Source organism: Anaerobacillus sp. QJM3NY_17 (genome assembly GCF_056173665.1).
Genome location: NZ_CM149685.1, coordinates 1,895,060 through 1,908,733, shown reverse-complemented (window position 1 = coordinate 1,908,733; position 13,674 = coordinate 1,895,060). Strand labels below are relative to the sequence as shown.

12 protein-coding genes are annotated in these 13,674 nt (G+C 41.4%); all 12 read right to left on the bottom strand.

The features are described from left to right. Nucleotides 1-75 precede the first annotated feature (75 nt). Entirely contained in the window at nucleotides 76-1,644 is a 1,569-nt protein-coding gene (locus AC0VYV_RS10160; RefSeq protein ID WP_194221456.1) for a DEAD/DEAH box helicase, read from the bottom strand. A gap of 11 nt (nucleotides 1,645-1,655) precedes the next feature. Then, nucleotides 1,656-2,885 carry a competence/damage-inducible protein A gene (locus tag AC0VYV_RS10155; protein ID WP_430242597.1) on the bottom strand — a complete coding sequence of 410 codons (1,230 nt, stop codon included), beginning with the start codon at nucleotides 2,883-2,885 and terminating at the stop codon, nucleotides 1,656-1,658. Nucleotides 2,886-3,086: 201 nt separating this feature from the next. Then, nucleotides 3,087-3,665 carry a CDP-diacylglycerol--glycerol-3-phosphate 3-phosphatidyltransferase gene (gene pgsA / locus AC0VYV_RS10150; RefSeq protein ID WP_194221455.1) on the bottom strand — a complete coding sequence of 193 codons (579 nt, stop codon included), beginning with the start codon at nucleotides 3,663-3,665 and terminating at the stop codon, nucleotides 3,087-3,089. 212 nt (nucleotides 3,666-3,877) lie between these two features. Beyond that, nucleotides 3,878-4,807, bottom strand: coding sequence for a helix-turn-helix domain-containing protein (locus AC0VYV_RS10145; RefSeq protein WP_430242600.1), 930 nt, complete (start codon nucleotides 4,805-4,807; stop codon nucleotides 3,878-3,880). Nucleotides 4,808-4,824: 17 nt separating this feature from the next. Further along, a complete protein-coding gene (locus AC0VYV_RS10140) occupies nucleotides 4,825-5,607 on the bottom strand; it encodes a YmfK family protein (protein WP_194221453.1) in 783 nt (260 codons plus the stop codon). Between the two features lie 166 nt (nucleotides 5,608-5,773). After that, nucleotides 5,774-6,025 (bottom strand): DUF3243 domain-containing protein, encoded by a 252-nt coding sequence (locus tag AC0VYV_RS10135; RefSeq protein ID WP_430242604.1) that lies wholly within the window; start codon nucleotides 6,023-6,025, stop codon nucleotides 5,774-5,776. 69 nt (nucleotides 6,026-6,094) lie between these two features. Next, nucleotides 6,095-6,805 (bottom strand): elongation factor P 5-aminopentanone reductase, encoded by a 711-nt coding sequence (gene ymfI, locus AC0VYV_RS10130; protein ID WP_475373722.1) that lies wholly within the window; start codon nucleotides 6,803-6,805, stop codon nucleotides 6,095-6,097. 83 nt (nucleotides 6,806-6,888) lie between these two features. Beyond that, nucleotides 6,889-8,175, bottom strand: coding sequence for an EF-P 5-aminopentanol modification-associated protein YfmH (yfmH, locus tag AC0VYV_RS10125; RefSeq protein WP_194221450.1), 1,287 nt, complete (start codon nucleotides 8,173-8,175; stop codon nucleotides 6,889-6,891). Between the two features lie 2 nt (nucleotides 8,176-8,177). Then, complete coding sequence (gene yfmF / locus AC0VYV_RS10120; protein ID WP_475367289.1) at nucleotides 8,178-9,455, bottom strand: EF-P 5-aminopentanol modification-associated protein YfmF; 1,278 nt, start codon at nucleotides 9,453-9,455, stop codon at nucleotides 8,178-8,180. Between the two features lie 565 nt (nucleotides 9,456-10,020). Further along, a complete protein-coding gene (locus AC0VYV_RS10115; RefSeq protein WP_194221448.1) occupies nucleotides 10,021-10,983 on the bottom strand; it encodes an ABC transporter permease in 963 nt (320 codons plus the stop codon). After that, nucleotides 10,983-12,041, bottom strand: a complete 1,059-nt coding sequence (locus AC0VYV_RS10110) for an ABC transporter permease (RefSeq protein WP_194221447.1) — start codon at nucleotides 12,039-12,041, stop codon at nucleotides 10,983-10,985. The genes AC0VYV_RS10115 and AC0VYV_RS10110 overlap by 1 nt, the downstream gene beginning before the upstream one ends. Then, nucleotides 12,038-13,567, bottom strand: coding sequence for an ABC transporter ATP-binding protein (locus tag AC0VYV_RS10105; protein WP_475374788.1), 1,530 nt, complete (start codon nucleotides 13,565-13,567; stop codon nucleotides 12,038-12,040). Before AC0VYV_RS10105 ends, AC0VYV_RS10110 begins: the two co-directional genes overlap by 4 nt. Nucleotides 13,568-13,674: the final 107 nt, after the last annotated feature.

Below are 13,674 nucleotides of genomic sequence, written 5' to 3'. Positions count from 1 at the left end.
CGTCCCGATTATTATAACTTGATAAAAAAAGAAAGAAGAACGATCAGCCCCGGTAGTGAAGCTGATCGTTCTATTTTATACTCTGCTTTTTTGTGGTTTAGCTGGTTCAAGGTGGATTGATTTACCATCAATACCGCCAGCTCGAAGCGCTTCATAGACGAATGGTGCAACGTCTTCGTGCACTTCAAAGAATGAGAATTTCTCAAAAATATCAATGCGGCCAACAGACTCTGTATCAACGCCAGCCATCACAGAAAGCTCACTTAAAAGTTTCTTTGGATGAAGATCAATATTACGTCCTACATTTAAGAAGAAACGAACCATTCCATTCTGACCGCCTGTTTCACCAAAGTTATATTCGGAAGGAGTCGTGTTCTGCTTCTGCTGAATGGCGTTCTCAAGGAAAGCTTGAACAAGATCTTCTGCGTTATATTTAGCTAAAAGAAGCTCGGTTGTTTCACGAGCAGTCGAATCAGACTTTTGCTTTTTCAACTGCTTTTCAACAGATTTTACAATGTTATCAAGATCAACCGTTTCATCCTGAAGCGGCTCAGCAGATAGGTTCAATTTGATTTTTGATTCAATGGATTGAAGGAAACGCATGTCTTTAGGCGTTACGAGCGTTAACGCAATTCCTTTGTTCCCAGCGCGACCTGTACGTCCAATACGGTGAACATAGCGTTCTGGGTCCTCAGGTATATCATAGTTGATCACGTGACTAACGTGAGCAACGTCAATTCCACGAGCTGCGATATCTGTTGCAACAAGGAAATTCACTTGAGATTTTCTAAAGAGATTCATTACCTTCGAACGCTGCTGTTGCGTTAAATCTCCGTGAAGTTCTTCTGCTCGATAGCCACGCTTTTTCAATGACTCTGTTACTTGAGCTGCCCCTTTTTTTGTTTTGGTAAAAATAATGCCGAGGCGAATGTCTTCACTTTCGATGACGCGACAAAGCGTATCGAATTTATCACTTTCAAATGTTCTGTAATAAACCTGCTCTACCGTATCCGCTGTTATATCTCCTTTAGAAACGGAAATCGTAAGTGGATTCTTCAAATATTTGCTGGAGAGCTTACGGATTGGTGCAGGAATTGTAGCTGAGAATAAGAGCGACTGGCGATTAGCCGGCAGCTGCTTGAAAATAAGTTCAATATCATCAATAAAGCCCATATCAAGCATTTCATCTGCTTCATCTAAAATAGCTGTATGAACGTTATCTGTGCGAAGTGTTTTACGTTTCAAGTGATCGAGCATGCGTCCTGGTGTTCCTACAACTATGTTAACGCCTCTCTTTAATGCACGGATTTGATGATAGATTGGCTCCCCACCGTAAACGGCAAGAACATTTAACCCTTTGTATTTAGAAAGCTTCTGAAGCTCAGTCGCAACCTGCATAGCAAGCTCACGTGTTGGTGTGAGAATGATGGCTTCAGGTCCTCCGATTTTTTTCACTTTTTCAATAACAGGAATACCAAAAGCAGCTGTTTTTCCTGTACCGGTCTGTGCCTGACCGATCATATCTCTACCTTCTAAAATTGGTTCAAGTGCTTTCTCCTGAATCGGGGTCGCTTCTTTGAAACCAAGTTCGAGCACAGCTTTTCTAACTTCATTTGACAATGCAAAGTCTTCAAAATTCTTCATACGTACGTTATTCACCTTTCTAACTTCAATAATGTATTCAATCCATGATTCACAGTGCGTTTACGGATGGCATGACGGTTCCCTGCAAGATTGAGGGCGACCACTTTCTCACCAGATGGTGCTGCAACACCAATAAACACTGTTCCAGGTTCTTTCCCTTCACTAGGATCTGGACCTGCAACACCTGTGAAACTGATGCCGACATCGGTTTTATATCTCTCTTTTACGCTTCTAGCGAGTTCAATTGCACATTGTTCGCTTACGGCACCGTATGCTTCTAGTGTCTCATTTGATACGCCGATCTCGCGCTTTACTTCGTTAGAGTAACACACAACCCCACCATAGAAAAGTGATGACGCTCCAGGGAGATCCGTTATTTCCTGACTAAACATACCGCCTGTAAGGCTTTCTGCTGTTGATATAGACCAATCACGGTCGCTAAGAAGTGAGAAGACTTCTTTTGCGAGTGTTGTCTCTCCATAGCCATATAAATAGGAGCCTACACGTGCATCAATTAATTTTTCTGTTTCATCAATTAACTTATCCGCTTCTTGTTTAGTGTCGGCTTTAGCTGTCAATCGAAGCGTAACTTCCCATTCCCCAGCTAGCGGGGCAATCGTCGGGTTCGTTTGCTGATCAATCAGATCTTCTAGCTCTGCTTCAAGCCTTGACTCTCCAATGCCAAAGAATCGAAGCACGCGGGATACAATCGTATCACCTTGCTTCAACTGACCAAGTAAATAGGGTTCAGCATAGTTCGTGAACATTGGATAGAGCTCTTTAGGTGGTCCTGGAAAAAGCATATATGTGTGGTTGTTAGCCGTAACAGCCATACCCGGGGCCATACCATTGTCGTTACGAAGTACTGTAGCTCCGTCTAACACGAGCGCTTGCTTGCGATTATTCTCTGACATGGGAGCGCCCGTTTTTTTATAGTAATCCTGGATGTTTTCCATTGCTTCTTCGTTATAGACTAATTTTTTATTTAAAGTACTAGCAATCGTCTCTTTCGTTAGATCATCTTTAGTAGGTCCAAGGCCACCTGTGAAAATCAACAAATCAGAGCGAGACTCTGCAACTTCAATAACTTGTTTTAATCGTTCACTGTTATCACCGACGGCTGTATGGTAAAAAACATTAATACCAAGATCAGCCAAACGAGTTGAGATGAATTTTGCATTTGTGTTGGCGATTTGTCCAAGTAGTAACTCTGAACCGATTCCAATAATTTCTGCATTCATTTTGTAACCATCCCTTCTATCCGAAGCAAGGTGTTTCCTTGTTTCCATAGCTCATAATTTCTCTACACCTATTATACATTGGTTTACCTTTAACGTATAAGGAAGCGCCTTGAAAACAATGGGAAATTTACCTATTCGATCGCTTATTCGCTTATTAAAGAGGTTTCAAAAGGGAACAGATTAATCTGTTCCCCTAGGGTGTTAACGTGATTTAAGTAGTACCTGACGATTTTTAGAAAAGTAATCCCACCCAGAATAAACTGTAATAATAAGTGCTGCCCATAGCGAAATCGTTGCAAAAGGAAAACCAATCGCTTCGAATGGCACATTTTCAATTAACAAAGCAATGATCGCGATAATTTGGATCCATGTTTTTAACTTACCAAGGTTGCTTGCCGCTAGTACTTCTCCTTCTGAAGAAGCAACTAGCCTAAGCCCTGTGACCGCAAATTCACGACTAAGAATAACGACAACAATCCATGCTGGCGCAGCACCGAGCTCAACAAGCGAGACAAAGGCTGACGTAACGAGCAGTTTATCAGCCAGAGGATCCAGGAATTTCCCAAGATTCGTGACAAGGTTATGCTTTCTAGCTATGTAGCCGTCAATCCAATCGGTTACTGAGGCGAAAATAAAGATCGCTGTAGCAACTAAATGGGAATTTAGCAAGACAGCTCCCGCTATTTCTGTTTCACCAAGCGGTAAGGGCGCTAGAAGAAAAATTAGAAATACAGGAATTAAAAAAATGCGTGATACTGTAATTTTATTAGGCAAATTCAAGTGTGTTCCTCCTAAATGTCATTTAACCTATCAGATCATGTGATAAGGGGTAGCCACTTTCTTCAACAGTTTTCATTAGCTGTAAGATGCGTACCAATTCCCCTCACTAAATCGTATTCTATTCTAACACTGTTTCTTTCATGCAGAAAGGAAAACTTCACCATTACCAATCGTAAGAAAAGGAGTCATCTAATCAAGATGACTCCTTTAACTTACTCGGCTTTTTTGAAATTGAACGTCACATTTTGAACAACAGGTTCTTTTGGAATCTTAATCTTTTCCCCGTTTACAAACACAGCGACATTTGGCGAACTCCCTAAACGAAGTGTTGCTGAAGCTTCACTTGATAAGTCTTCCGTCACGTCTTTCCCTTTGGCAAGACTTTCATATACGTACTTCTTATCACTAGCGCCAGTTAGAGCGACCCAACTACTGCCTGATGCTTCTAACTTCACTTCAAACTTCTCTGCATTCGTAATCTCATACGTAGAACGATCAGCGCTGCTGTCTACCTTCTTAATTTCCATTTCAGGGGCAGGCTCTTCTTCAGGTTCTTCAGCAGGCTCTTCTTTTTCCTTTTCTTCATCTTCTTTCGGTTCCTCTTCAGGTTTCTCAGAAGATGCATCGTTTTCAGAGTCGCTCACTTCATCTGAATCAGGTGCACTGCCGCTGTTCTCATCGCTAGAAATTTGTTCCTCCGCCTGGTTTGTTGTAGCATTCTGGTTTGTCGTTTGATCACCGCTTTGGACGACATACCAGATCAATGCTGCCACGCCTACTATCAACAAAATGACAAGTATAGACGGAAATACGGAAGACCATTTGGAAGAAGCTGATGAAGATTTGCTTGGCTGAGATGGCCTTCTCATTTTCCTTGGTGGTAAACTCTCCGGCACATCTGCACTTGCTTTAGGGATCTCTGAAGCATATTCCTCAAGAAATTCCTCTCCGTTAAAGCCAACTGCTTCCGCATAGTTTTTAATAAATGCACGCGTATAAAAATTACCTGGAAGCAGTTCGTAATTTCCTTCTTCAATCGCATGAAGATAGCGTTTCTGAATCTTTGTAATGGACTGAATTTCCTCGATTGATAATCCCTTATCGCTTCGAGCCTCTTTCAGACGTTGACCTAGCTCTGTCAATGAAAAACACCTACCAATTAGTTAAAGTCTAAGCTTGAAAATCCAGAAGATTGATTTTCAATTACCTGATATGTAATTTCTTGTTCCGGATCGTCTCGCAATTCAATTATATAATCAAAATCGTTCATCGTATACTCTGTTTCTTGAACAAATATATCAGGATGCTCGACAACCTTTGTTGCTGGGAGCCTCATAATATCACGAAGCACCTGCCAATGCCGTTCAGATGCTCGTCTCGCAGATACAATCCCATCAATTAAAAAGATATGATCACTGTTAAGTTCATCGTCAGCGACTTGCGTTCGAACCGTTTGTTTCAACATCGTTGAAGATAAAAACACCCAACGCTTGTTCGCACAAACACTTGAAGCAACGATCGACTCAGTTTTGCCAACACGCGGCATCCCTCTTATTCCAACAAGCTTATGACCATCTTGTTTAAAAATTTCTGCTAGAAAATCAACAAGTAGTCCAAGCTCGTCTCGAATAAAACGAAACGTTTTCTTGTCATCCGCATCACGCTGTATGTACCTACCATGCCGAACAGCAAGACGATCTCGCAATTTCGGTTCTCGCATCTTTGTTACAGTAATATTGTCCATTGTATTTAAAATAGATTCCAAACGCTCAATTTGCTGAATTTCATCAACCAGAAGAAGCAAGCCTCTTCGCATATCATCGACACCATTAATCGTAATAATGTTAATGCCTAGCATTCCTAATAAGGACGCCACGTCTCCAAGAAGACCCGGTCTGTTTTTATGAATTTCATATTCAAGATACCATTCTTTCTTCTCCATATGCCAACTCCTTTAGCCACAAATTTCCTATGTTCCTTTAATCATAAATGATTTTCATAAAGGTTAAAAGAGATGAATCGGGATTTTATTTACTTTTCTTACATCATTTGTTCCATTTCATAGAAAAAGAAGGGTGTTTAGACACCCTCCTTCTGTAAAAAATTATTTATCTTTCGTTTTGAACGAGCTTAACCATCATATTTGCGATCGCATGCTGTTCTTCTTCGCTAGCTACATGCCATAAGTCAGCAAGAAGCTGTTCTTGATCATTTTTCGCTTTTACTCCATCAGCAAGGTATCCGCCGATCTGGTAAGCAACATCTGAGACAACTTCCTGAGAAAGTCCTTGCTGTTCGCCCTGATTTAAGCGATCGTGCAAGAACCCTTTCCACGAATCAAAATTATCTAGTACAGACATCTATATCCCTCCTTTATCAAGTCATCACCTATATGTTGTCTCGAAGGAAAGGACATTATGCATCGTTTTTTACAGCCAGGCACCATCAACTGAAATAATTTGACCGCTTATGTAAGAAGCTTGATCGGAATCTAAAAAGGTAATAAGCGATGCCACTTCCTCAGGTTGTCCAGGTCGTCCCATTGGAATGTCATCGATTAACAATTGTTCGTCCTCTCCTGTCAAACGGGCATTCATTTTCGTTGCAATATAGCCTGGTGCCACAGCGTTCACTCGTATTCCGCTTGGACCTAACTCCTTCGCAAGACCCTTTACAAACGCATTTAGTCCGCCTTTAACAGAAGAATAAACAACTTCACATGAAGCGCCTGATAATCCAAACACAGAAGAAACAATAATAATTGAACCGCTTTTCTTTCGAACCATTTCATTGATATAGTGCTTTGCAAGCTTAATGGACGAGGTTAATTGCAGCTGAATCATTGCTTCAATTTCTGTATCGGACATATCAGTTAATAAACCAAAAAAACTGTTGCCAGCGTTTAGAATAAGGGTGTCGATGCCCTGTACTTGCTCTGTTAAGTGACGCGCTCCATCCTTACTAGCTAAATCCGCCTGTACTGGAAATAAATTCGCCTCGGGATAAGCTGCCTTTAATTCAAAAAGAGAACGTTCATTTTTGTGATAATGAGCGTATACCCGCTCCCCTTTATGAATATATGCAGCAGCAATGGCCTTGCCAACCCCGCCGCTCGCCCCGGTTATTAAAACATCTTTCACTAAGTATCTCCCTTTCTTTAAACTCATCTCATCACTAATTTTTAATTTAATGATCAGTGAAAAAGCACCCAGTTGGGTGCTTTCTAGGATTTTGGGACGACCTGACATACTGTAAATGATTCTTCAGCAAAGTGTCCCTTAACCGCCTCTTCAATGTCTTTCGCTGTAATTGACTCAAGCATTGGAACAACTTCAAATAAATCCATGTCATTAAAGCGATAGCGTGTGAACTGATTCGCAATAAACTCTGGAGAATTTAATGCTCGTAAGAAACTACCGATCTTTTTCTTACGAATTCGCTCGAGCTGATCTGTATCAACTGACTCATTCTTAAACGATTGTATCATTGAAAACAAACGATCTGCTAGCTCATCTGGTGAGCTTGTATTGCTTCCTAAGATGGAGAAACCGAATTTCTCTTCTTCTGTAAAATCATACGAAAAGCTCTGATCAATAAGTCCTTCATTATAAAGCTTCTCGTAATTCTCCGAGCTCTGTCCGAACATCAAATCAAGCGCAAGATTAATGGAAAGCTCGTGCTTCAGAAGGTCCTCCCCCTGACGCCCTGGATTTGGTTCTTTAAATCCAACGAGGCACTTCGCCACTTGTACAGACATCGGAAGAACTTTCTTCTTCTCTGCCACCTTTTGAGGTTCCTCATCAAAAAATCGTTCAATCGGTGGCTGATCTTTGTAAGATTTCGCCGCCTGATTTTTCTCTACAAAGGACATGATTTCATTCGGTTCCACGGCACCAACAACAAATAGCACCATATTTGATGGATGATAGAATGTTTCATAGCACGTATATAAAGATTCCTTCGTGATTTTGGCGATGGATTCGATCGTCCCAGCAATATCAATTTTAACAGGATGATGGTGGAACATATTTTCAATCACACCAAAATACGCTCGCCAGTCGGAATTGTCATTATACATTTCAATTTCCTGACCGATAATCCCCTTTTCCTTTTCAACACTTTGGTCACTAAAGTACGGATCTTGAACAAAATTAACAAGTGTTTCAAGGTTTTGCATCACGTTCTGTGTTGTTGAAAACAAGTAGGCCGTGCGTGTAAACGACGTAAAGGCATTTGATGAGGCACCTTGTTTACTAAAATCTTGAAACACATCCCGATCTTCCTTCTCAAACATTTTGTGCTCAAGGAAGTGAGCAATGCCATCGGGAACTTGAACATTCTCCGAACCGTTTAATGGTACGAAATGATTATCAACCGAACCATATTTTGTCGTAAACGTTGCATAAGTTTTGTTAAAACCTTTTTTCGGAAGGACATACACATCAAGTCCGTTGTCCATCGTTTGGTGGTAAAGAGTCTCCTGTAGTTGGTTAAATGGAATAGTTTTCATGATTAAGCCTCCTCGCCTTTTAAGAAATAAACGGTATCAAGCTTAACCTTATCCGCAACTGCTAAAATGTCCTCTTTAGTTACAGCTTCGACTCCGTCGAGCCACTCCTCAATGGTGCGTAGCTTTTGAGAAACGACACCATGGTAAAGAAGTTCCACCATGCCCTTCGCATCATCGACGGTTTCAAGCAGCTGATTACGAATCATTGTTTTCGTTTGCTTCATTTCTTCTTCATTAAATTCGCCATTTCTCATCGCTGTAAGCTGTTCTTTAATGATATCAACCGTTTTCTTATAGTTTTTAAATTCAATTCCTGACATCACGATAATTAAACCTTTGTGGCTTTCATAACGTGAAGCTGCATAATAAGCGAGACTTTCTTTCTCACGTACGTTTCGGAACAGCTTAGAATGCGAGAAACCACCAAACATACCGTTAAACACTTGAAGAGCAAAATATTCATCGTCAGCATACCCAACGCCTGAACGAAAGCCCATGTGAAGCTTTCCTTGCTTAATTTCCTGTGTTTCTAAAATTTCTTTCTCTTCTACATCAAGTGACGCTTTTTGTGTCGCCTCAGAGCCACGATCGGTTCGTTCTTTAAAAGGAAATAGTTCCTTAACGACCTCTTCAGCATGAACTCCCTCTAAATTGCCAACTAAATAAAGATCAATCTCATCTTCAGCACACACTTTTTTGTAGAAATCATAAAGAGATTTAGCCGTTACGCGATCGACTTCTTCTTTCTCCCCATATACATGAAGTCCAAACGCTTCGTTTGGAAACATTTCTTGCGTAAGTCTCATATTAGCAAAACGCATCTTATCATCATAAATAGACTGAATGCGCTGTTTCATCGTACGCTTTTCTTTATCCACAATAGAAGAATCAAAACTAGTTCCATCCGTTTTTGGATTCATGATTACTTCTGAAAGGAGAGAAAGAGCTTTTTTGAACAACGGCTCATCTTCCGAAAGGAACTTCTCATTCGCAAAATCCATCCGGAACGTCATAATATGAAAATCGCCCTTCTTAGCAAGATCCACACCAAGCGTTGCACCATAAAGCTTCTCAAGCTCAGTCCTCACTGCTTTAGAGGAAGGATAATTCTCCGTCCCGCTTTGCAACACATGAGGCAAAAGAGCCCTCTCCGTTACCGTCTCTTCAGTCAAACGCGCCTTAAATTGAACCACTACTGTTGTTGTTTTATATTTATCCGTTTGTATCCTATGTAGCGTCAAACCGCCGCACGAGGTTTTCTCATGAGGGATAATAGCCATTGACCTCACTCCTTTTTAAAATCCATTAACTACCATCAGAGGAAACTGAAACTTACCCCCTTTATACCATAGTATGTGTAATAGTGTAAGCAATTAGTACTTTTTAAAAGAAAAGCGAAGACGAGCGTTTAGAAACGGAGATATTGGAGCTCTTGAACTAGAACACGCTTTTTGTGTTCTGGTGAAAGAGTGAAATATCGCAGTTTCTGCGAGTCGTAGCTGGATCAAGAAAAGCGGAAGTGAGCGGTTAGACACGACAGGCACTGGAGCCCTATAAATTGAACACGGTCTTTGTGTTCGAGTTATAGGGCGAAGTGACCAAGTGTCTGCTCACTGCAGCTAGACCCGAAAAGCGAAGACGAGCGTTTAGAAACGGAGATATTGGAGCTCTTGAACTAGAACACGCTTTTTGTGTTCATTTTTTTGGCTGAAGCGATCGAGAGGCTGGGCGATGCAGCTAGGAACGCTTAAAAACAAAGATTAAAATCCTAGAACCATCCCCCCCCCCAAAAAAACTACTCATACGAAAAAGCTCTCCGTTTTCACGAAGAGCTTCGCCCCGACGTTATCGCTTTCCTTTCTCATACGGCTCGCCAATCGCTTTTGGCGCATCCGCTCGTCCAACTAGACCTGCAAGGGCAAGAATAGTTAAAACATAAGGAGAGATTAGAAGATAAACTTCTGGAATTTCTTTTAAACCAGGAATCTGCTGTCCAGTAATACTGAGCGACTGAGCAAGACCGAAGAAAAGGGCTGCTCCCATTGCGCCAAGCGGATGCCACTTCCCAAAGATCATAGCAGCAAGTGCCATAAAACCTTGTCCAGAAATCGTTGCGTGGCTAAAGTTACCGGCAATCGATGTCGCATAAACTGCACCACCAAGACCAGCAAACCCACCACTTAGCATAACCGCTACATAGCGCATTTTTGTCACGTTGATTCCCATCGTATCAGCAGCCATCGGGTGCTCCCCAACAGAGCGAAGACGAAGACCAAACGGCGTTTTATAGAGAACCCACCATACGACGAATGCTAGCACGATCGCAATGTATGACGTATAATACGCACTTGAGAAAAACAATGGTCCAATAAACGGAATGTCACTTAAGAAAGGCACATCCGTTTTATAAATACGTTCCTGAATAATTGGAGTTTGACCAGCGTCAAAGATTTTCTTCACAAGGAAGATTGCAAGACCAGCAGCTAGGAAGTTAAGGGCTACACCACTTACAACCTGATCAGCTTTAAGCGAAATACTTGCAACAGCGTGAAGCAAGGAGAACAGCATTCCAACGATAATCGCTACAACAAGTGAAAACCAAGGTGAAGCTGCCCCCATTCCCCACTGTTCGCCTAGAATTGTAAATAACGCACCCGTGAAAGCCCCCATTAACATTAAGCCTTCTAGTCCAATGTTAACAACACCTGACCGTTCACTGAATACTCCACCAAGAGCAGTGAAAATCAGGGGAGCTGCTGAAAAAATAGCGGCAGGAATAATGAGCTGAAGAATCTGCATGAAATCCATTAAATTTTCCCCCTTTTGCTCACCCTGTTGCTGATCCAGTGAATCAAGTAACTGGATGCGACAAAGAAAATAATCATCGCAATCACGATTTCAACTAACTGTGTTGGTACCTGTGCCACAGACTGCATGTTGAGAGCTCCAATTTTCAGTCCCCCAAATAACGCTGAAGCAAGAACAACACCTAGTGCACCATTTGCACCAAGAAGCGCAACTGCGATTCCGTCAAATCCAACTCCTGTAAAGTCAGCCATAACGGTCATATAGCCGTATGTGCCAAGCCCTTCCATTGCCCCAGCTGCTCCTGCAAAAGCTCCGGAGATAACCATAGAAAGGACAATGTTGCGTTGAACATTAATTCCTGCATATTCTGAAGCATATTTATTAAAACCAACCGAGCGAAGTTCGTACCCTGTCGTCGTTTTCCAAAGAAGGAACCACATAATAATTGCTCCGATAATCGCCACTACAAAACCATAATGAAGACGTGAAAAATCCGTAATCGATTCTAGAAACGGAGATTGCAACGAAGCCGATGCATTTATTTGATCCGTTCGCTCGCCAGGAGCAAGTAAATACGTACGAATAATCGCGTTCACAACATGAAGGGCTACATAGTTCATCATGATCGTCGTAATAACTTCATGTACGTGATATTTTGCTTTCAAGAAACCAGGTACAAATGCCCAGAGAGCTCCGGCAAGACCTGCCGCTAAAATAGCGAGTGGAATGTGAACAATAGGACTTAGTCCTTCAAATTGTAAACCAATATAAACCGATGCAAGCCACCCAACTAATAGTTGGCCTTCTACTCCGATATTAAACAGCCCTGTACGGAAAGCAAACGCAACCGCTAGACCAGACAAAATAAGCGGCGTCATTTGCCGAACGGTTTCACCCATTACATACGTATTGGAGAATATCCCGTTAAACAATGCTGCGTAAGCAACAATCGGGTTGTATCCACTAACAAGCATAATAATACCGCCAACGAGTAATCCTAGAGCTACTGAAAGCAACGGCACTGTAATGCCAGACCATTTCCCTTTTAATAACTTCATGAAGTCTCACCAGCCTTTTTGCTCTTTGCACCAGCCATCAAAAGTCCAAGCTCTTGCTCAGTTGTTTCTTCTGGCTTGACGATCGCCACTATTTTCCCTTCATAAATAACCGCAATACGGTCACTCACATTCATAATTTCTTCAAGTTCGAAGGAAATAAGAAGAACTGCTTTTCCATTGTCACGTTCTTCTATTAATTTAGAGTGAATAAATTCAATCGCACCTACATCAAGTCCACGTGTAGGCTGTGCCGCAATCAATAGATTAGGACTTCGATCGATTTCACGTGCGATAATGGCCTTCTGCTGGTTCCCACCAGAAAGCGCACGAGCAGGCGTCATCTCACTTGGGGTCCGCACATCATACTCTTTAATTAATGATTTCGCCTTATCCATAATGGTTGAAAGATTTAAAATGCCATTTCTAGAGAAGGGTCTTTTATAATAGGTCTGAAGAACCATATTTTCGCCAATCGAAAAATCTAACACAAGCCCATGCTTATGCCTATCCTGTGGAATATGAGCAATACCGCTTTCCGTTACACGACGCGGTTTCCAATTTGTTATGTTTTTTCCGCTAAGATTGATACTTCCAGATTTTGATCTACGTAATCCTGTAATCGACTCAATTAATTCTGATTGTCCATTACCATCTACTCCTGCAATCCCGACAATTTCTCCTGCACGGACAGTTAAGTTCATACCGTTTACAACTGGTACTTTACGTGCATCTTCTACTACAAGGTTACTGATCTCAAGCGTTGCATTAGAAGGCTCTGAAGGCTTTTTCTGAATTGAAAAATTCACTTCACGTCCGACCATCATAGAAGCTAATTCATCCTGATTCGTATTCGCAACATCAACAGTACCGATCCCGACACCTCGACGAATAACAGTACAACGATCACTTACTTCCATAATTTCTTTCAGTTTGTGTGTAATCAGAATGATTGATTTCCCTTCAGAAATCAGCTTTTTCATAATTGTGATAAGTTCTTTAATCTCCTGAGGAGTTAACACTGCAGTAGGCTCGTCAAAAATTAAGATGTCTGCTCCACGGTATAGCGTTTTTAGAATTTCCACACGCTGCTGCATACCTACGGATATTTCTTCAATCTTCGCATTTGGATCGACTGCAAGACCATATTGCTTTGAAATAGCTTCTACATCTTTAGCAGCCTGCTTTAGATTAACCTGACCTTTAGCAGTTGGCTCATTCCCAAGAATAATATTCTCCGTTACGGTAAATTTTTCAACAAGCATAAAGTGCTGGTGAACCATTCCAATTCCGAGTTCATTCGCTACATTTGGATCTGTAATATTAACCTTCTTACCGCGAACGTGTATTTCGCCTTTTTCAGGCTGATAAAGACCAAACAAAACATTCATCAAGGTTGATTTCCCTGCGCCATTTTCACCAAGAAGGGCATGGATTTCCCCTTTTCTTAGCTGTAACGTAATATTGTCATTTGCCACAATCCCAGGAAATTCTTTACGGATATTTCTCATTTCAATGACGTATTCCATGTAGATGCCACTCCCTTATCCAAAGCATGAAACAAAGGCTAGTCTATGAAAATACTAGCCTTCGTCCCATATTTGGCTATAATGTAGGTGAGATTTCTAGAAATCCA